The organism is Legionella anisa, assembly GCF_001467525.1.
Classification (GTDB): Bacteria; Pseudomonadota; Gammaproteobacteria; order Legionellales; family Legionellaceae; genus Legionella; species Legionella anisa.
Window position 1 is genome coordinate 8,739 of the sequence record NZ_LNXS01000012.1, and the last position, 23,201, is coordinate 31,939.

Here is a 23,201-nt window from a genome sequence, read left to right on the forward strand (position 1 = left end):
GATGATATAATCTAGTCATTCCGAGCTAATAGATTAACCACTTTTAGACTTCAAATTCCGCGTTATTAAAATGCAGAAGCTTCTCTGTAATTTTTTGAATTACTTGTAGTCTTATTTCTTTTTCTCTTATAAAAAGATGTCCACTATCAAAGTGTTGAAAGTCACAATGTTCTAATGAATGAGCAGTCCACCCTAAATGATCTTCTGGAGAGACCCAGGTATCCTGTTTGCCTAGAAATACGGTAATACTTGATTTTAAAGGCGTTTCATCACGATAAGCATAGCTTTTTACAATGTTCATATCACCGATAAAAATCGGCAGTAAGACTTTGATAATGCTTTTGTTCATTCGTTCATCGCTGTAATCAACAATGCCGTTTTCTTTAAATATTATAGATAAGGCTGTTAATTGTTCGTCGTCTAATTCACTGATTCGTTCTGCGTTTAAATCAAATAAGTTAATATTCATTTGCTGCAGTTTTGCCAACAAGTTATCCAAACTTTTGGAGGGAATACGCGGGTCGGGGTATGCTGAGGCAAAAAGATGTGTAGGTTGCGGCAGATGGTGACGACGTAAATAGCGACTCAGCTCAAATCCAATAAGTGATCCAAAACTATGACCAAAAAAAGCAAAAGGCAAATTAAATTGGGGTTTAAGCTGATTGGCTAACATGGAAACCAAAGTATCGAGGTCAGCAAGTGGTTGTTCCTCCATTCGATTTTCCCTTCCTGGTAATTGGATGGGACACACTTCGATGAAATCGGGAAACTCCTGCTGCCATTCGCGATAAATTGAAGCACCGCCACCGCCATAAGGAAAACAAAATAAACGTACTTGCGCGCTCTCTTGTATTTTTCGATTGGCGATCCAAATATTATCAAAATGAGCTTGTGGTGCAGGATATTCTTGTTGGGAACCTGACCACTGGCTTGCTAATACATACTCAGCAATTTCATTAATGGATGGACCCTGCATCATCAAGGGCAGAGAGTAAGTGATGCCTAAGTTCGTTTCGATGATGCGGATCACTGCCAGCGCCATGAGTGAGTCCATTCCTAGTTCATGCAAGGATTGGAAGGGTTGGATGTCGTTTTGCGGCATTGAAAAGATCATCGCAAATTGCTCCGTTAAGTACTGAGTCAATTTGTTTTGACACTCCTCATAAGGCAAAGATAAATCGAGTTGGAACTGGGATTGAATCTCCATAATCTGGTTAATTTGCAGTGTATCATTGAGTACGGTCATGCGCAGATCATGACATGCAGCGATCACAGCATGGTTTTTATCCAGCAAATACCAGTCAGCAATGATGTATTTCCCTTGTGGATGCAGTTCTTTTAATACAGTGTATATATATTTTTGATCTTCTTCTGAGCCATAAAACTCAAGAGTGCCCATATGCGATGCAATATAGGGCTTGGTGAATTGATTGGGCAACAATAAAAAGAGGGTCTGAATGCAGGCATCAATAATGCCTGGATGCATTTGAGTTACAAAGTGTTTCCCACGCTCTGAGGGTTTGGGGGCACGCAACTCACAAAACAGTTCATCCTTATTTGCCCAATATTGCTGCGCCCAACGAATCGTATCACCGGCGGGCATGCCCATGCCTGTTATTCGGTTATAAAATAGCTCCATAGTCCCTGAGACAGAGAGTCGTTGCAGAAGCTCATTTTTGGTTTCAAATGGATTGCAGGCGGTTGAATGATTTAGGCTCAAAGTACCGGTCGCATGTTCTATCCAAGGTTCTTTGCCATCATTGCTGTAAAAGCGAAATGATAATACACCTTCTTCATCTGTTTGGATAATCAGGTGTACCAAAATGGTTTTCCCATCCAGAACTAATATGGGTGATAAATAATTGAGGTTTTGCACTTTAAAAGAAGCTTTTTGCGCTAATTGCTTGGTTGCATACGCTAACATTTCCAGATAATAACCTGCATGCAAAACATAAAAGGTATCCTGAACCTCAGGCATTACTTGTGTATCAAAGACAAATTCAAACTGTCGTCCGGGTAAAGGTGAAGCAAGAACTTTACCCCGCAGAGGATAGGTTGTATTGGTTCTTTCATTAATGTTTTGCTCTAGGGTCGGCCAATATTTTTTGTGTTGCCACGGATAAGACGGCATATCCAGGGGTGCATAAGAACGTTCTTCTTCATATTTTTTCCAATCAATCTGCGCTTGGGTGACATAATTTTTTGCTAAAGCAGGCAAATCCAACGTGGAAAACTCAGATATTGGGTTAGCTGTAGTCGATTTTTTTTGCTCGTGATTGCTAAATACAAACTCATTTTGGGTATCTGGATTGGTACGCAACGCAACCAGTTTTTGGTAAAGATCTGCAATTGAATCAGTAATGATTGCTAAGCGTTGTGCATAATGAGATCGCCTGATATGGAGGTTATAGCAAAGCTGTGCCAAATTTGCTTCTGGATTATTCTTTAAATAATCACACCAATGAACAATCAAAGCAGATAATGCAGATTTTTCTTTTGCAGAAAGGGTAAATAGCTCGTTATCTCTGGGAATTCCCTCGGTAAAAATGGGCTGTTCATTTGGAGCGAGTTCGCGTAATACAAGATGTGCATTAGCACCACCAAAACCAAAACCACTCACCCCAGCAATACCGACATCGCTGTATTTGGGTAATTGTTCCGGTTGATTGGTAATCTGCAAGGAATAACGTTCAAACGGAATATGGGGATTGGCCTGGTTAAAGTTAAGATGAGGAGGAATCAAACCATTTTTTAAGGTTAAAGCCGTTTTAATCACACTGATAATGCCTGCAGCGGGTTCCAAATGACCTATGTTGGTTTTAACTGAGCCAATCCAGCACGGCTTATCAGTACTGCGATTTTTGCTGATCACTTCGCCTAAGGCTTGAATTTCAATCGGATCGCCAAGGAATGTGCCTGTTCCATGACATTCGATATAGGAAACATGAGCAGGATCTGTTTTGGCTGCTCGATAAGCTGCTCTTAATAGGTGTTCTTGCTGCAAGCCGTTAGGCGCAGTTAAGCCGTTTGTTTTACCATCTTGATTTACTGCGCCGCCAGTGATTACTGCATAGACTTTGTCTTTGTCCTGTAGTGCCTTGGTAAGCGGTTTCAAAATAATGGCGCCTGCTCCTTCTCCTTGCACGTAACCGTCTGCTTTAGCATCAAAAGTATGGCATTGTCCGGTAGGAGAAAGCATGGTTGCTTTGGCTAAAACTGAATGAATGGAAGGCAATAGGTTGATATTCACCGCACTAACTAAGGCGGTATCACATAATTTTGCGTGCAGGTTGAAACACGCTAATTGAATGGCGATGAGCGAAGACGAACACGCAGTATCTAATACCAGACTGGGGCCGCGCAAATCGAATAAATACGACAAACGATTTGCTGCCATGCTGATGGCACTTCCTGTAGGAATAAATAAAGCATCCATATCTGAATCCAATTTTTGCAGGTGGCTAAACTGACTTGCATACAAACTGGAAAAAACACCCATATTGGAGCCAGCTAAGGCATCAACGGTTAAACCTGCATCTTCGAGCGATTCATAGGATACCTCCAATAAAATGCGTTGTTGTGGATCCATGCGCATTGCTTCACGTGGACTAATACCAAAAAAATACGCATCGAACGCGTCAATTTGGGGTAAATAGCCACCCCAATAAGGCAAATTAACATCACGTTGTGCCATTTCTCGAGTTCCTTGCAGAAGCTCCCAACGTGTGTCAGGAATTGGTGAAATGACATTTTTGCCTTGGCATAATAATTCCCAAAATTCTTGAGGATTATGGGCTTCGGGTAAGCGACAGCTCATTCCAATAATCGCAATGGGATCAAATAATTTTTCATTCTGCTCATGTAAAAGCTTCTTGAGTTTTTGGATCATTAACAATGATTTTTTTAAAGTAGTTGTATCATTCATAAGTCAGCTCTAATTCTTTTAATTCCAACTCAAGCAATTCATTAAGTTGGGCATCATTTAATTGATCCAGATCAATGCTTCCTTCCGCATTAAAAAGCGGCGCAGGAGCTGGCTCACAGTTAATTTGCACGCGTTGGGTAATGTAATCAGTTAATTGGCTTAGAGTAGGATAGCGATATAAATCCATCGGTGCGACTACATCAGGGAAATGCTTACCCAGTTGTTCGGTATAATCGATGCCCGTAATGGAATCCATTCCGTACTGTTGGAAAGGTGTTTCTCTATCAATTTCAGTGACTTCTAGTCCTAATACCGAGGCAAAGCAATTCAAGACTAATGCAGTAATTTCTTCCTGATTCAATGAAGAAACGAATGCTGTTTGGGTGTTTGAGGCATATTCGGCAACAAAATGGGTAAAGAAATCAAGTTGCTTGGCTGAGGCATTCACGTGTAAAAACTTCTTCCATTGAATGTTGCAAACAGTAATTTCAGCTGGATTGAGTTTCAGCAAGGTATTAAATAAAGCAATTCCTTCTTTAATGCTTAGAGAGGCCATTCCAACAGCATCTAAAAACGCATCATGATTGTGCCTGTGGCTCATTCCTTTTTCTGACCAAGCGACCCAGTTAATACTGGATGCGGGTAATTGCACACTACGACGATATAAGGCAAGACCGCTCATAAACTCATTTGCCACGGCATAAGCACTGAGCCCAGCCATACCAAAATGGGGGACTGCCGCAATGGAAGAAAACAGTACGAAAGAAGATACATGAGTCTGTAAAAAGAGTTCATGCAAGACTAATGAGCCGTGTATTTTTACGCGGAGTACATCACGCCATAATGTGTCATTCATATTCTCAATAGTGACATTATCTGTCGTGATCCCTGCCAAGTGAAAAACGCCGTCAATAGGTTGTTGCCAGGCTTTTTCTGTCTCTTCGATGATTTGGCGCATGTGTTCTTTATCCGCAACATCCACCGCAGCGTATCGAACTTGTGCTCCTTTTGCTTCCAACTGGCGGAGCCAGGTATTTTTTTCCGGCGTATGTGGCGAGAGTTCTGTTGTTCCGGTAAGCAAAACAAAGCGGGTTCCTTGACTTACAATAAATTCCGCTACTTCATAGCCTAAAGCCCCCAAGCCACCAGTAATCAATGCAGCAGCAGGCGCTTCCCAGGAAGGAATCACCTCCTGATTTTGCGGTAGCTTATGAGGAAGGAAACGAACGGTATACCTTTCGGAAGCACGGTAGGCAACATGATTTTGTTGGGTTTGGAAAAGCTCTAACTCCTTAATCAGGATTTTGGCATTTTGCTCTCTGTTTTCATTTGCATCCAAATCAAGCAATAAAGCCTGGTATTTTGCTTGTTCGGCGGCAAAAATACGGGTCATGGACCAGAGATGATGTTGCCAGATGTTGAGGGTATCCACGGGATTAACCTGCTGCGCCAATTGCGATACAAGACAAAAGGTTAATTGATACGACCAAGAATGCTGTACCATCGCTTGGAATAAATAGAGTAATGCCAGACTTGGGTCGGCATTTTTTTCTTCATTAGGGGCAAGCGCAGAACATAAATAGATGACGCCTATTAAATTGTCCTCGTGTTGGGCATGAATTGTTGCAAAAAGCTGCTCATAATCTGTTTTTTGTGCGGCATTGATGGTGTACTCATGATCATGAATTGACGCAAATTGATTGCGAGCAAAACAATAAATCCCCGCGTGTTCACCAAGTTCCTGCTTTAATGCAGGTACTGACTCCGGTTCACAGAATATAAGCCATTTTCCTTTGGAAAGAGGTCTAATTAATGCAGGTTGAGCCGTTTGCGGATTTTTCTCCCACTGCGTGATGTAAAGCCAATCTTGGACATCAACCTGTTCTGTAGTGGCAACAGGAGGTTGAATCATTGGTTGCAGCATTGGCTGAGCTATAGGAAGTGTTTCTACCTCTTTTGTAGGGATCCAGCAGCGTCGTTTGGTAAATGGATAAGTAGGTAAAGAAATAAGATTGGGTACGTGTTTGTATAATCGTTCCCAATCCACTTTTGCCCCATTAATCCAATGCTGAACTAATTCTTCATAGCGCTGATTGCTGATTAGTTCCTCGATGTGGGTAGCCGCTTGGTGGTTACTTTGACTCGCGTGATTTACCCAGATGTTGGGGCCATTGTTATGAGGATAGTTGGCCAGGGCCGCAAGTAATTCGTCAGTGTTTGTTACAATGACCGCACAGCGTGCCGCCATGTGCTCTCGCCCTGTTTGTAAGGTAAAACACGCATCTCGGAGCCATTCTTTATTTTGTGTAGGGCTATTTTGCTGCACGTAACGATGCATTTGCTGTATTTGTAGTGCCAAACGCTCTTCATTTAATGCAGATAATAAGAAAATGTAGGGGCTATTGAGTGTGCTTTGGGGTTTGATTGAGGGGACATATTCTTCAATAATCATATGCACGTTGGCACCGCCTGCCCCAAAGGAACTCACTCCAGCACGTCGCGGCGAATTATTATCGGGTTGCCAATCACTTAGTTCTTGCTGAACATAGAAAGGTGAATTTTGAAAATCAATAAAGGGGTTTAATTGCGTGCTATGTAATGTGGGTACTAATTTTTGATGACGCATTTGTAACAGTACCTTGGCCAATTGCGAGATGCCTGCTGCGGATTCCAGGTGTCCAATATTGGATTTGACCGAACCAATCGCACAAAATTGTTTGTCTTCGGTATAGTGTTCAAAAGCATCTTGTAAGCCGCGAATTTCAATGGGATCTCCCAATGCGGTCCCTGTGCCATGCGCTTCGATATAAGAGACTGTTCGTGCGTCAATATCGGCATTTTTTAAAGCTTGGAGAATTACAGCAGCCTGGGCATTAGGATTGGGAACAGTATAACCACTGGTTTTGCCTCCATGATTCATACTACTTCCTTTAATTACGCCATAAATCCTATCATTATCAGCAATTGCATCAGCTAAAGGCTTTAATAATACCGAGCCAACTCCTTCTGCAGGCACATAACCGGTTCCTCCTTCAGCAAAACTCGCACAACGTCCTTGTTCGGACATAAAATTAAAACTGCCCAGGAAGTGATATTTACTGGGGTGTAATGACAAATTAACACCACCAGCGATCGCCATGACACAATCACCACGTAAGAGGCTCTCACACGCTAAATGAATTGCCGCCAAGGAGGAGGAGCATGCTGTATCGACAACAAAGCTTGGACCGTTTACATCAAGGAAATAAGAAATCCGGTTTGCTACTGAAAACGATTGAATATCCAGGGGCACTCGATTCCCTTTTTGCCACTCTTCCGCGATAAATAATGGGTAAAAATTATAAGTCACCCCAGCAAAGACGCCGACTGAATTTTGAGCTTTACGTTTTAATTTGTCACGGGTATAGCCTGCATCTTCCAAGGTGGACCATACGGATTGCATGAACAGGCGTTCTTGCGGATCCATAAGTCCCGCATCGCGTGGCGAAATATTAAAAAACAGAGGATCAAATTTATCGATATCAGGAATAAAACCTCCATGGGGGAAATAGTGCTCTTCGCCTCCAATCACTACAGGGTACTCTTTATAATTCCAGCGATCAGCAGGAACTTCACTGATACAGTCGCGTCCAGAACTTAAGTTCTGCCAAAACTCATCCATGGAATTGGCCTTAGGAAACGTGCCGCTTAACCCGATAATGGCAATATCACGAGATGAGCGACTTACCTTGAGTGCAGAGGTTAGGGGTTTAACCGGTTCCACTTCAAGGGGTGTTGTTGCTAATGGCAGGGTCTTGCCTTCGAACACCAGTGTGGATAATTTTTCTTTATAATTTTTGAGCAAGTAGTGTGCTAAATCATTTAATCGATTGCGTTCATAGAGTAATGTTTTAGGTAAGGAGCCAAACTCTTTTTCCAATCGATTGGTAATTTCCAAGCCAATCAAGGAGTCTACTCCAAAAACCTCATAGGTTTCATCTGCGTACATGAGTTCAGGAGAGGTACCTAATTGTTTTGCGAAGATTTGCTGTAAATACATCAGGGTTTGTTGATGATTTATCGTAGAACCCACACCTCGCGTCTTGTACGCGGGATCCATGGATGCCGTGGACAAGCCACGGCACGTCACGCTCATAGATGTTTGTGGCATAGGCATGAAATCGGATTCCAAATCATACCAGTAACGTTGTTTGATGAATGGATAAGCAGGTAACGACCCCAAACGGTTTATCTTTTCTCCGTGGTACACATGGTGCCAGTCAATGACATAATGTTTCGTATATAAATCTGCCAGAATAAATAATTTATGACGATATTGATCCGAATTTTCTGGCTGAACTAAGGCTTTAATTGCTGCCTGATATACTTCATCAAATGCAGGCCCCTGAATCGTCCAGGTTTGACCTTCATTTATCATGCAATATTCGGGAATTTCATGGTTGATTAATGAGGTCAACGCATTCGATAACGTATCGAGAGAATCCACCACTAGGGCACAACGGTAAATAAAATGCGCACGCCCAACATTGAGTGTAAAACTCAGTGAAGGCAGGGAAACTGTTTCCTTATTTTGCTTAAGCCATTGGTGCAGATCCACTATTTTTTGCTGCATGCTTTCCTGACGTTTGGCTGAAAGGGTGATTAAATAAAAAGGTTTGGCGTGCCGGTTTTCAGCCATTCTCTGATGGGGGCGGCCTTCCTCGAGAATGATATGGGCGTTGGTTCCACCAAACCCAAATGAGCTGACTCCTGCTCGCAATGGAATATCCTCTCCAGCTTCATTTTGGATGCGCTGCCAAGTTTGGGTCTCTTTGGCAATGTAAAACGGCGTATCGGTTAAATTGATATAGGGATTTAATTCATGCAAATGCAAAATACCCGGGAGGGTCTCATGCGTCATGGCCAAAATCAGCTTGATCATTCCTGCAATTCCCGATGCGGGTTCTAAATGACCAATATTCGTTTTTACAGAACCTAAGGCAATTGAGTTTTGCTTGGCTTCCGATGAAAGTAAGGTTGCAAACGCACATTTTAAACCTTCAATTTCCACAGGGTCACCTAAGGATGTCCCTGTACCATGGGTTTCAATATAAGTTACCGTATCCGCAGCAAATTGGGCTTGGGTGTAGGCGCGAATCAATAGCTCGCTTTGTGCTGCTGCATTGGGCGCAGTCAACGATTGTGCTTTGCCGCCATGATTTACTGCGGAGGCTCTAATGACGCCATAGATGTGATCCCCGTCTTCTTGAGCTTGCCTTAAGGGTTTCAGCAAAATACTGGCTACTCCTTCTCCTTTAACATAGCCGTCTGCAGTCTTAGCAAAAGTTTTACAGCGACCCTCCGCAGATAAGGCGCCTAGTTGGCTGGTGACCACTAGGGTATCGGGGCTCAATATGAGGCTTACGCCGCCTGCAACAGCCAAATCGCATTCGCCATGACGAATTGCTTGTACTGCACGGTGAATTGCAACCAATGAGCTTGAACATGCGGTATCAATGGCTTCGCTGGGGCCTTGAAAGTTGAAAAAGTAGGAGACACGATTGGCAATCATGCTGTGTGAATTACCGGTGGCGATAAAACCATGGTGTTCTTTTTGTTGTTTGGCAATTAAGGTCTGATATTCGCTAAACTCAACGCCGGCAAAAACACCAATGTTCTGTGAGGATAATGCAAAGGGGTCATAGCCAGCATCTTCAATGGTTTTCCAGACAATTTCCAAAAAAAGCCGTTGTTGTGGATCCATGAGATGTGCTTCGCGGGCGGAAATATTAAAAAATCCTGCATCAAATTGATCGACGTTGTTGATAAAAGCGCCCCATTTGGAATGACTTTGATGTGTTTGATTTCCGTAATAATCACGCCAGTCCCAACGTTCTATAGGGATCTCGGTCACTAAATCATGGCCTTGGAGCAAATGTTGCCAAAACGCAGCAAGATCGTCGGATTGTGGGAAAAGACCTTGCATGCCAATAATGGCAATTGATTCAGCGCCATCTGTTACTATGCGTCTGGGTTTTAGCGTAGGAACATGAATGGGCAATTGTGCTGCTTCATGATGTGCTTTGGCTACGGCTTCCGGAAATTGGTTCATTAGGTATTGACTGATGGAACACACGCTGCTGTGCGTAAAGAAGATGGCAGGGGTAAACTCGATTTGATAGTGTTCAGCAATCTTTTTAGCCAACTCAATAAAATGGACCGAATCCATCCCATACTCACCAAGATTTTTTTCTAGTGCAATTCGGTGCTGGGTCATTTTCAATATTTGGACTACTTGCCGATTAAGAAAAGAGTTTAGTTTATCGATGAGTGCATTTTGCATTTCTGTCACGTGGGTTTGTCTTTCTTGAGTTGTGTTGCATTGGTCCACATCCGAGTACCAATAACGTTCCTTGGCAAAAGGATAAGTAGGTAAGGATATCTTTTTCTTGGATTCACCGGCATGGATTTTCTGCCAATCCAGATTTTGGCCTTCTACATAGAGTTTGGCCAGCGCCAGTAACGTTTCTTTATATTGAGAAGGTTGAGCCAATTGGTGCATTAGGATAAATAGACTGGTTTCAGAGGTGTTTGCTCCATTGGTTTGGAGAACCAATTGAGGGGGCTGTTGTTGTGCTTTAAATTGTTGCACACAGCGAATTGCTTCCTCGAGTGAACTGACCACCATAGCGCAACGACATTCAAAATGAGTTCTGCCCGTATTTAATGTATAACTGAGGTGCTCCAGTTCTGCTGATGGGTTGTTTTTCAACCAAATCACTAAATCATCCAGGCGTTGATTTAATGCAAGTTCGGTCTTGGCAGATACCGTCAGCAAGTAATGTGATTTATTCCCTGTTAGTGCAGATAATGTCTCTGGGGCTTCAGATAAAATCAGATGAGCATTAGCACCTCCCGCACCAAAAGAGCTGATTCCGGCAATTCGTGGGGCATTGGGTAATGGTTGTTGCCATTCACTGACGGTGTGCTGTACACGAAATGGCGTTGTAGACCAATTGATGTTGCTATTCAAGGGTTCAGAAAAAAGAGAGGGTACCAGGGTATGATGTTGTAATTGCAAGACCACTTTGGAGACTGCGGCAATCCCTGCAGCAGACTCACAGTGACCAATATTGGATTTTACAGAACCAATAGCACAGTATTGCTGCATTTCTCTTTGACCAAATACCTTATTTAATCCGGCAATTTCAATGGGGTCGCCCAGTGACGTTCCGGTGCCGTGTGCTTCGATATAGCTGACTTGTGCTGGATCAATGTTGGCTTTTTGGTAGGTTTCAGCAAGCAAGTCTGCTTGGGCATTAGGATTAGGTACGGTGTAACCGTTTGTTTTTCCCCCATGATTGAGGTGGCTGCCTTTAATCACTGCATAAATAAGATCACCGTCAGCAAGCGCTTTATCTAGGGGTTTTAGCAGGATTGCGCCAACGGCCTCACCCGGTACATAACCATCGCCACCCTCACCAAAACTACGGCAATGCCCATCACGTGCTAAAAATTTTCCATGGCTTAGCAAGAGATATTTGTTGGGATGCAGGGAAAGATTCACTCCTCCGGCAAGGGCCATCTCGCATTCGCCTTCACGAATGCTTTGGCAGGCTAAATGGATTGCTGTAAGCGAAGAAGAACACATGGTATCCAGCGCGATACTCGGACCATGAAAATCAAAAAAATAGGACACGCGATTGGCGATTGAAGCAAATACCGAATTCGTTGGGATAAATTGACTGGAATCAGAGGGTTCCCTATCAAACAACTGATACTGTCCATACATTACGCCAACATAGACCCCAACTTTTCTCCCGGCTAGTGCGTCACGTGCATATCCGGCGTCTTCTACGGTTTTCCATGCAGTTTCTAAAAATAATCGTTCCTGCGGATCCATCAACGCGGCTTCGCGCGGTGATATATTAAAAAACAGGGGATCAAATTGATCCACATCCGTCAAAAAGCCGCCCCATTTACTGTATGTTTTACCTGGATTCTCTTGATCTACATCAAAATAGTCCTCTAAGGCCCATCGTTCCTTGGGTATTTCGCGAATACAGTCTTTCCCTACATACAGATTGTGCCAAAATTCGGCCAAATCCTGAGCTTCGGGATAACGCCCACTCATCCCAATAATGGCGATATCCTGCGATTTTGATGGATTTTGGGTAACACTAAGACGTTTGGGAGTGATTACCGAGGGCTGGACTGAGGAGTTCCTCTTCATTACTGCAACATCAGGTATGCGTTGAATTATTTCATGGGCATAATGATCCATAAAATATTCAGCTAAATCAGCCAAGTTTTGATATTCAAAAAATAGTGTTTTGGGTAGTTCCCTGAATTCATTGGCCAAACGTTGATTGAGTTGAATGATCATCAACGAATCAATGCCATAATGTTCAAAAGGCAAATTCCTATCGATATGCTCTGGTGAACACTTTAAAGTTTCAGCCAGTATTTTTTTCAAAAAATCCTCGATAGACTTCTTTTGAAACTCTACTGCAGAGGCGAATTGCTTCGTCGATACGGTGCTCGAGTCCTCATGTGTACGTAAATTTGAATTGATTACCGGAAGTTGAGACGTCATCGAGTATTTTAGCACTGAATTATTCTGTAATGCGCGCAGGAGTTTTTGTTGATAGCCTGGAAGAACAACACAATTTGCGAGATTATTCTGTAATACTTGTAAGAATGCGTTAAATCCTTGTTGCGTTGATAAACTGACGATACCTAAAGTTTGCTCCAGCACGTGTTGGTATTCAGGAGCAATCTGCAAGCCTCCTTCCTCCCAAAGCGGCCAATTAATTGAAAGCGTATGACCAAAGCACTGGCCCAATGCTCTTTGCTCTTCCCTTGCATCAGCAAATTCATCCAGAAAGCAATTGGCATAAGCATATTCGCTTTGTCCCATATTACCAAATACGGCTGCGACGGATGAAAAGAGGATGAAGAAATCTAAAGCCTCGCTACGTGTTGCAGCATGTAAATTGCTGGCGCCGTAAATTTTAGGTGCTAAAACCTTTGCGATTTCGGACACTGTTTTATTTACAATAAATCCATCCTGGGTAAGGCCCGCAGCATGAATAATTCCATTAATCGCGCCAAAATGCTCTTTAGTACTTCGAATAAGCGCTTGGACTTCCTCGTAGGATGAGACATCAGCAGGTATATAAACCACTGAAGCATTGTGCTTTTCTAATTCTGCAATTTGCTTTTGATAGTGCTCAGATAAAGGGGAACGACCGGTTAATACGATTTTGGCCTGATACTGTTCTGCCAAATACGAAGCAAACAAATAACCCAGGCCTCCCATTCCGCCAGTAATTAAATAAACCCCTGACTTTTTGAGAACTGGCGTTGCTGATATTGAAGGGAGGGGTTCGTAACGTCGAATAAAGCGGTGATTCTCTTGATCGTATCGCACTTCAATTTCATTTTGGGTTAATTCCCTTGCCAGCAGATTCAGATCATGCAATTCAATAAAACGACATGAAATATTGGATTGCTCTTGATGCAGACTTTTTGCAAATCCAACTAAAGCGCGCGCAAAAAGAGAAGGTCCTTTACCGATGCAAATTAATTGGACTGGATTTTTAGGTTTTAATTGACTGATTTGGGTGACCAACGTATGAACCAGATAATAGGTTTGATCCAGGTTTTTTTGGATTTCTTTAAGCGAAAATAGAGGTTCATCGAATTCTTCCAGAGCAAGAATAATAGAGTCGCTCAACGAATCGATAGCAAAATGAGAATTTTGTATTCGTTGGCACGTTGTGGTGTGATCCGCAAAGAGTTCTTTTATTGATTGGATTAGCTGATCATTACTTCCTAGAATCAGTATGGAGTCTGGGCGTTTTCCTGTTGTCGAATGCACAGGTTGAGCAACCCATACAGGAGAATAATAGGCGACAGTTGCCTCAGGTTGAATAAGCTCATGTACCGTTCCTAAGGTAAACCCCGTAATCACCAACAAGAGAGTCCCTTCAGTATCGGTGACTTGAATATTAAAAACGGGCATATGCTGATTATCTACAGCAGAAATCAGCTGGGCATATACATAACAGGTATTTGCCAGAGGCTTATAAATATCCACCTGGGAAATAGAAAAAGGCAGATAAAGCACGTCACGATTTTTAAGCAAAGCCTGGGTTGTTTGTAACACTCCATCGAACAAACAAGGATGTACTATAAATTCATTGTTTTGGACAGGAAAAGAGGAGGGCAGGGTAAGTTCTGCCAAAAGATGAGTCTCATTAAAATGAAGACTCCGAATAACACGAAAATTCGGACCATAGCTTATGCCTGCATGTTTAAAATAAGTATAAATGGCATCAGGATCTTGAGTATGAGGTAATACTGATTTTAATTCCTGAATGTTAAGTGAACTATGGTGGCTATCGGGAGAATAGTCCTGATAATGAATGTCTCCGCTGACATAACAAACGGTCGCATCTTTATTCGTGATGGTAAATGAAACACTATCAGTTTCAGGAACTAAACGGACATGCAGTGGATTGGACCAATCCGAAGTTTTTATCGGTTTTTTCCAGGTAAGATGGCTTAGAGCAGCTACGTGTTGATTATTTGCAGCCAGACAGGCTGCAACACGTACCATTTCCAAGCACACAGCGCCAGGTAATACGGGTTCATCATTGACTCGATGCTCACACAAATAAAATTCATTTCCTGAAAATTGCTTACTAAAAACAGAGGCGGAAAAAGTTGATATATTTTCATCGAGTTTGAAAAGCAGTTTATTATTGATTTGAACCCAATGAGATTCCTTGGCAAATGGGTAAGCAGGAAGTGATATTTTTTCCTGGTAATTACCATAGATTATGCTCCAATCAATCGATTTTCCCTGTAGATAATGGTCGCGAACCTGATTTATATCAGCTGGGCTATCATGATGTGTATTGGATGACCCTAACGCAAGTAAATGTTGCTCCAGATCTTCGCTGGATAGAATAGAGTTTAATTGCTCCTTTAATTCGGCGACCGACTGCACGATGACACAAAAACGCTTGGCAAAATGGTGTCTGCCCACATTTAAGGTATAACTGAGTGAAGCCAGACTTGGTAAATCCTGTTGCTGATTCAGCCAGTTGAGTAAATCCGCAATTCGTTGCTGCAAAGCGGTAATTGTCACTGCCGATAAGCAAATCAGATAAGAGAAATGATTAGGGGATGGAGCGTGTGTGCGCTCTGGACTTTCTTCAAGAATAATGTGAGCATTTGCACCGCCAAAACCAAATGAACTTACTCCCGCTCTTCTGGGGGTATCTGCTGCTTTTGGCCATTTAGTTGTTTTATCAAGGAGATAAAATGGACTGTTCTCGATTTCAATATAAGGATTTAATTCATTGAAATGCAAATTCGCGGGTAAAATCTCATGGCGCATAGCGAGCAGAGTTTTAATGACTCCCGCAATTCCTGCTGCAGATTCCAAATGGCCAATGTTTGTTTTTACTGAGCCTAATCCACAGTACTGCTTTGGCAAGGTTTCGAGGTGCTGTTCTACTGCCAAGTGTTGAAACGCCTTTTTTAAGCCATTAATTTCGATGGGATCACCGAGTGGCGTGCCGGTGCCATGGGTCTCGATGTATTGAATACTGTCGATGGGTACTTGCGCGCGCTGGCATGCAGCAATGATAACTTCTGCTTGGGCATTTGGATTGGGTGCAGTCAGCGTATTAACATGCCCGCCATGATTCACTGCTGTTCCTTTGATTACCCCATAGATGTGGTCACCATCGCGCAATGCCTGAGTTAATTTTTTCAATAAAATGGCACCTGCACCTTCACCGCGTACGTACCCATTGGCGTTTTTATCAAAAGTTTTGCAACGTCCATCTTCACTTAACATACCCGCTTGATTCGCTGCAATAAAGGAAGTAGGAGTAATTAAAGTATTAACTCCCCCTGCGAGTGCAAGATCACAATCATCGTGCAAAATCGCATGGACTGCCTGGTGAACAGCAACCAGAGAACTGGAGCAGGCCGTATCAATTGTTTCACTCGGTCCACGCAAGTTTAAAATGTAGGATATCCGATTGGCAATCATGCTGTTCATGGTGCCCGTCGTAAGATAGGCATCCATTACCTCATTTTTTTGCAACAATTCGGCATAATCATGATTAAATACACCTACAAACAATCCTGTTTTCAATGCTGCAAGGGTGGACGAGGTATATCCTGCATCTTCAATTGTTTTCCAAACGGTTTGTAAAAAGAGTCGTTGTTGTGGATCAATTAATTCTGCTTCGCGAGGTGAGATATTAAAGAACGTTGCATCAAATTGATCGACATGATCAATGAAACCACCCCAGCGTACGGTTAAATTTTGCCAGTTCCAGCGTGATAAAGGCACTTCACTGATGCAATCTTTTCCCTGACATAAGTTATCCCAAAAGGTATCCACATCGGGTGCTTGCGGAAAAACGCCACTCATTCCAATAATGGCGATGTCGTTTGTTTCCTTAATGAATTGTTTTACCTCATCCGATACGGACTCCTTAGTTTTTTTATCTAATAAATCCGTATAAAATTCGTCTAAAGTAGAATATTCATACAAAGCTGCGGGAGATAAAGCGAGCTGATAGGTTTCGTTAAGTAAGGCTGTGAGCTGAATGATATTAATTGAATCAAAGGAATATCGGCTCAGGGGGGCATCCAAGTCGATTTCGTTCTCATTTATTTTCAGTACATCGGCTACCAGAGTTATGAATTGATTTTCCTTGTCGCCGTTTGCACGCTGATTTCCTGGGCGCTTTTCTGATAAATCCTGGGTTAATACGGCAAGATTTTGCTCATTGAATAATGATTGAGCTTTTTTTCGTTGCAGCTTGCCACTACCGGTTTTGGGAATTGCCCCTTTAGGGCTTAAAACTACTGCATGAACTTCCACACCATGATGTTTGGTAATGGCATGACGAATCACATTCTTGATTTCAGGCCATAGTGATGGAGGTGTTTCTTCGGACAGTTCCTGCACAATAATAATTTTTTCTTTATCCCCATGCGTTGTAGAAAATGCTACTTGGGGGAGTTTTATCTGGAATTCGGAAAGTGCATGTGCGACGGTGATTTCCAAATCAAGTGGATAATATTTTTTTCCATAAATAACAATGACCTCTTTTAATCTTCCAGTTAAATAAATTTCGTTATCCAAGATAAACCCAAGATCTCCGGTTTTAAAATAGCGAAGATCACTGCCAGGTACAGTTGCATTGAATACTGTTTGAGTTTCATCAGGACGTCGCCAATAACCAAGGGCCAGTGATTTGCCGGATAACCAAATTTCACCTGTTTCCCCGGCAGCAACGGGCTGTTTTGTTTCTGGATCAACAGCAATTGCTTGCAATCCCGTTAATAATTTACCACTGCTGACCAATCGTCGTTGTAGGGGATTCGCATCATCTTGAAGTGATAGGGAATGAGGTTCGCACCCAAAAGACGTCACTGCGATTGCGCCAGATAATTCAGACATACCGTATGCGGAACAAAATTGCTTTAATTGAAAACCACAGGAGTGGAATTTGGAAAAAAAATCAATAAGTGTTTGATATTGAACAATATCTCCACCATTGATTGCCACGTTCCAGTGTTTTAAATTAAGCCGAGAAAGCTCTTCTTCTTTAATGTCGCGCACACAAATGTCATAACCAAAATTGGGACAACCACTATGTGTTATACGATATGTTGAAATAGCAGATAACCAGGTAATCGGTCTGTTGATGAATGCAGATGGGGGTACAATAAAAGCGGGTGTTCCGTGATAGAGTGGTACCAATATTCCGCATACTAACCCGTATACATGGGTATGAGGAGCCCAGGTCAAAGTGACGCTCTTTTTAGTGTAATGCCACACCTTAATGGTTTCTTGCAAACTATGCTGCAGGTTTCCATGCGTGATGATTGCTGCCTTAGGGGCAGAAGTTGAGCCCGAGGTATATTGCAAATAGGCTATGGTGTCGTCATTGATAGAAATTGATTGAACCGCTCTGGTTGATTGGGTCTTGAGCACATCAGTGGTCAATATCGGTACTTTTCTTTTTAGAGTTGATTCAATACTTGAATGGTATGGAGACAGACTTAATACAGCAGCAATATCGGCATCTTCAGCAATGGCGTTCAGGAATGCCTCATGTTTTGTAAATTCATCCATTTTAGGGCAAGGTATTGGCACTGCGATCACACCAGCATACCAACATCCCAGCAAGCTCGTTATAAACTCGATTCCTGTTGGATAAAGAAGAATGACGCGGTTGCCTGTTATTTGATGGATTTGTAAATGCGTAGAAATAATTTTTGCTTGCTGATCCAATTCAGCTAAAGTAAGTTCTGCGGTTTTGTGTTCACCGTCTTCTAAATAGAAAATAGCTTTTTGATGAGGATGTTTTTGCGCCCTATTCTGTACTACATGAACAATATTCTGCATGAGCAACTTCCATTTGCCGAGTCAATTCATTTAACTTGCATCATGCTATCAATACTCCCTGATAATGTCATCTTCTATTAGCGATTTGCGCTGCACCCAGGCTTCGATTGCTTTTAGGGTATGATGTTTACCAATGAGTCAGGGCTGTGTAGGTATTTTTGGAATGAGTCTTTAAAAATTCAGTAAAATCTTTAGTATCTAAAGGCTGACTAAAGTAAAAACCTTGCATTATGTAACATCCGTTTTCTTTTAAAAATTTAATTTGCTCTAGCGTTTCTACACCTTCTGCCAGACAATCAATATTCATCCGATGTGCCAATGCAATGGTATTAATTACAATATTTCTACTGTCGATACTGACTTCAATATCTTGAATAAAGGTTTTATCAATTTTTATTTTATTCACTTTGAATAACTTCAGATTTCCGAATTCTGAATAACCAGTACCGAAGTCATCAATGGCCAGGGCGATACCCATCTCAGTAAATTTATTAATAATTGGAATGGCTTCGTTTTGAAATGCATTAGATTCTGTCAGTTCCAATTCGAGATACTTGGGAGAAAGTTTTAGTTTATTTAAAATTTCCCCAATACGCTCAACCACATCATGTTGTATTAATTGTTTTGCTGACAAGTTAACCGACATCGCTAGTTGAAATCCACTGTTGTGCCATTTCTTCAGCTGCTTGCATGCAGTACTTAAAACCCATTCACCAATAGGCAGAATCATGCCGTTTGCTTCTGCTAAAGGAATAAATTCCATTGGAGAAAGCAATCCTAAAATCGGGCTCTTCCAACGGAGTAAAGCTTCTGCACCGCAAACAGTTCCAGTTCTCAAATCAATAAATGGCTGATAATTTAAAATGAGTTCGTTGTTTTCAATTGCATGATAGAGGTGGTTTTCAATATTTAATTGTCTGGAGGCATCCGCAGTAATCACTGTATTGAAAATGCGTATACTGTTTCCTCCACGCTCGGTTGCTAGTGTACGAGCTGCCTCTGCATTCGTAATTAACGTATCTACATCTCTACCATCAGAGGGAAATACACTGAGACCAATACTTGCGGTTAAGTTCAATTCTTGTTGGGCAACATAGACAGGATTTTCTAATACAACAAATAAATCTTGGGTACACTCTTCGATTTCTAATGCATCCATGACTGGATTAATTAAAATAACAAACACATCTTTACGTAACAATGAAATAAAATATTTTTTATTCTTTTCCGCAAGATGAGCGAAACGCTGAGCAATGCGATGAATAATAGTTGCAGAAGCTTGATGGCCAATGCTGTCATTAATTTTCATCATATTGTTTAATGAAAAGCAAGCAATGGCAAATTTTTGATGATCGCGAATTGCTCTTTCAGTGACACCTTGAATGTGATCATAAAGTAAACGCTCATTAGGTAAATCAGTTAATAAATCATGTGTTGCTTGGTAGGTGACTAATTTCAGTGACTTCTCTAATGCGTCCGTGCGCTCTTTGACCCGTTGCTCTAAGGACGCATTCATATTTTCCAGTTTACGACTAAGTAATGCGTTTTCATAACCCAAACGAAATAATTTTAAAATAATCCTGTTTCCAACAAAGCAAGCAATGAGCATAAATATTCCGAGTACTAAAAATGCACCTGTAATCGAAGTACTGACGTTGTTGACCTTGGAGTGAGATACATCAATGATTAAATAAAGATGATATAAAAGTGTAGGGGTGAGTAAACACACAATACTGACGATTCCCATGGTTAAATCAAGTGCGGTGGAAAAGGAAAAACAAATCAAAACCGCGGACAAGAAGATAACCGTAGTCATTTTTTGATCAATACCATCATTCATAAACAAAATGCCAATGCTGCTCCATATCAGGCAGATTAAAATGACGATGTAGAGAAATCCTTGTCGACATTTAATGATTTCTTTGTGGGTTATATGGCTGTATTCAAAACGGAGAGCCCATAAGACATTGAGCAAATTTGCAATCACCAGAAGGATATACCAAGAAATGATTAATATCGGACGTGTCGAGCTATAGATTGCAAGAACATAAAGAAGAGCACCAAAAATATTGGCAAAAGCACCCAGCTTAACCATGCTGTGAAATGACTTGGCTGTTTCAAACTCAATTTTTTGATCAATTTTGCGTTGTTCACTGGAAGTGAGTTGTGGCGCCTCGACAAACTTATGTCCTTTAGTGGGCTGTGACATACAAGCTCCTTGCTCAATCATATAGATGATTAAGTCATTCCCAATCCCTATAGTATAGTATAATTACTATTTTGTCTTATTGCTCAAAATTATTTAAATTGTTAAAATATAAAGCATAACCTCCAAAGAACGCTCATTTTGTATGCGTGCTGGAATTTTTTCTTGTTTTACGCTCTTAAATTGATTTTGTTCTGCCAATTTTTGAACGTAGTCAGGATGATGGCTGAAACGAGCACTTGTTTCAATGGACCAAGAGGTTGTTGCGCTGATTTCAGTGGTAAAAATAAAATAGCCTCCAGGCTTTAGATGTTGATGAATGGTATGAAATAACGTATCAAGCTCGCCAAAATAGGGAAAAACATCCGCTGCAATGATGAGGTCATAAGAGGCTTTATTTTGCTGAAGAAATTGACTGATTTCAGCTTCTACCAAATTATCATAAATTCCTTTTTCTTTGGCTTGGGCCAGCATTTTTCCTGAAATATCTACCCCGGTTAAATGTTTACTTCGTTCACGAAGAACAATACCCGTGAGGCCGGTTCCACATCCCAAATCCAAAGCATGCGCATTTGTAGGTAATTCCAATTGATGGATTACACGCGCTATATGCTGTGGAATGGAGTACTGCAGTGTGCTCTTCATGTGTTGATCATAATAAAGTGCATAGTTATTAAACAAATTATGCGCGTACTCAGGAGTGGTTGTTGCCTGTTCATTCCCTGTAAGGGCATGGAGCATATGTGCGCTGATTGTATCTTGGGGATTAATTGCCAGAGCGCGTTCTAAGTATTCTTTTGCTTTGTCTCTTTGCTCTAACTTAAGATAAATTGCAGCTAAATTATTTAAAGAGGAAGTATGAGTGCTCTCAAGCTCAATGATGTGCTCAAAAAGAATAATGGCTTCATTCAAATGACCTAAAGCCATTTGCGCTACGCCAGAATTGTACAAATATTCAATATTATCAGGTTCTTTTTGAAGTAATACGTCATAATGCATGAGTGCATTCTCAAAGCGATCATGATGCATGAATGTAGCGGCCAGGTTATTACGTGCTTCGATATTTTCATTATCTAAGGCTAATGCCTTGCTGAAATAATCAATTGCCAATTGGTTTTGTTGCCTTTTCAAAGCAATGACGCCCAAATTGGAAAGGGCTTCTATTTGCCTACTGTCTTGTTCCAAAACATTTTGAAATGCTTTTTCTGCTTCAGCAAGAGCGTTTTTTTCCAGATGCAACACGCCGAGATAGAAAAGGGCTTCTGTATGAAATGGATTTAAGGATACTACATTATTAAATTGGATTTTGGCGGCTTCCAATTGATTATTTTGCAGCAATAATAAGCCTAAATTAAAGTGTGCTGCACTAAAATCAGGTTCAGCATGGACTGCTCGCGTATAATGTAATAGGGCTTGGGCATAGTTATTTTGCAATGCATAGACCGTTGCCAGATTATTATGGGCCTGGGCATAATCCGGCTGCAATTGAATGGCTTGCTGGTAATATTCAATTGCCTTGCCCAGTTGATGTGATTTTTTGTAGGCATTCGCAAGGTTATTCAGCAGCCCCGCATTATCAGGACTTAAGGAGAGTGCTTGTAATAAATAGAGAATTGCATTATCCATATCACCTAATTGAGCATAAGTGAGCCCTAAAAAATGCAAAGTGTTCAGATGCTTGGGTTCCTGAGACAAGATTTGTTCATAGAGGCTAATGGCTTGTGGCAACTGACCTTCGTACTGGAATTTATATGCTTGCGCAAAGAGTGCATCTGTATCCATCATCAATTCTTAATTAGTAAATCGCGCAATTGCTTTAATGCTTGTGCACGGTGACTGATATTATTTTTAATTTTAGCAGGTAATTGCGCTACTGTGCATTGAAAGTCAGGGATATAAAATATGGGATCATAACCAAATCCACCTTCGCCAACGGGGAAGGTATGAATTATTCCTTTGCAGCGGCCTGTGGCAATGATTGGCATAGGATCTTTTGCGTGGTGTACCAGCGCAATCGCACAATAAAACCAAGCTTCTCGTTGTATTGAGGGTACATGAGCCATTTTTTCCAATAATAAATGAATGTTTTCTGCATCGGTTGCCTTGTTGCCTGCGTAACGCGCAGAATAAATACCCGGCTCGCCATTTAAAGCAGGTACTACTAAACCCGAATCATCGGCTAAAGCAGGTTTTTCCGCATGGAAACTGGCGTGGCGTGCTTTGATGAGTGCATTTTCAATAAAGCTTAAACCATCTTCCACAGCATCTGAAATTCCTAAATCGGTTTGAGGAATGCATTCAATTGGAGCTAATAAATCACACAATTCTTTGATTTTACCGGGATTACTGGTAGCAAGAATAATTTCTTTCATAATTTAGATCACAAAAAATAGATAAAAAGTAACTTGGGTGCAGTGGCACTGCCACTAAGTTAAGATAAATTGTCATCCCTGCGAAGGCAGGGATCCCTCCACCAAACAAGGTGAGGTACCGATTGATGAATGGATTCCCGTCTTCGCGGGAATGACATAATCCTTAAACTTAACGGGAGTGCAGCGCAGCGAAACCCAGGATATTAGTGCTGTTCTATTGCACCTCCAACAGATTTTTTTACCTATGCTATTAAAAAAATCCAGTTTAAC

General features: G+C 41.5%; 5 protein-coding genes. All 5 read right to left on the reverse strand.

Features of this window, described 5'->3' with window-relative positions; genetic code table 11:
* Nucleotides 1-43 precede the first annotated feature (43 nt).
* The 5 genes from Lani_RS03690 to rdgB all read right to left on the reverse strand — a co-directional run bounded on the left by Lani_RS03690 (nucleotide 44) and on the right by rdgB (nucleotide 22,931).
* Entirely contained in the window at nucleotides 44-3,925 is a 3,882-nt protein-coding gene (locus Lani_RS03690; protein ID WP_058388402.1) for a beta-ketoacyl synthase N-terminal-like domain-containing protein, read from the reverse strand.
* Complete coding sequence (locus Lani_RS03695; protein WP_058388403.1) at nucleotides 3,918-18,353, reverse strand: SDR family NAD(P)-dependent oxidoreductase; 14,436 nt, start codon at nucleotides 18,351-18,353, stop codon at nucleotides 3,918-3,920. The genes Lani_RS03690 and Lani_RS03695 overlap by 8 nt, the downstream gene beginning before the upstream one ends.
* A gap of 127 nt (nucleotides 18,354-18,480) precedes the next feature.
* Nucleotides 18,481-20,562 (reverse strand): putative bifunctional diguanylate cyclase/phosphodiesterase, encoded by a 2,082-nt coding sequence (locus tag Lani_RS03700; RefSeq protein WP_019234498.1) that lies wholly within the window; start codon nucleotides 20,560-20,562, stop codon nucleotides 18,481-18,483.
* A 93-nt stretch (nucleotides 20,563-20,655) separates the two neighbouring features.
* Entirely contained in the window at nucleotides 20,656-22,341 is a 1,686-nt protein-coding gene (locus tag Lani_RS03705) for a tetratricopeptide repeat protein (protein WP_019234497.1), read from the reverse strand.
* Nucleotides 22,342-22,343: 2 nt separating this feature from the next.
* The gene (gene rdgB / locus Lani_RS03710; RefSeq protein WP_019234496.1) at nucleotides 22,344-22,931 is read right to left on the reverse strand and encodes an RdgB/HAM1 family non-canonical purine NTP pyrophosphatase; all 588 of its coding nucleotides are present in this window, start codon (nucleotides 22,929-22,931) and stop codon (nucleotides 22,344-22,346) included.
* Between the last annotated feature and the right edge of the window lie 270 nt (nucleotides 22,932-23,201).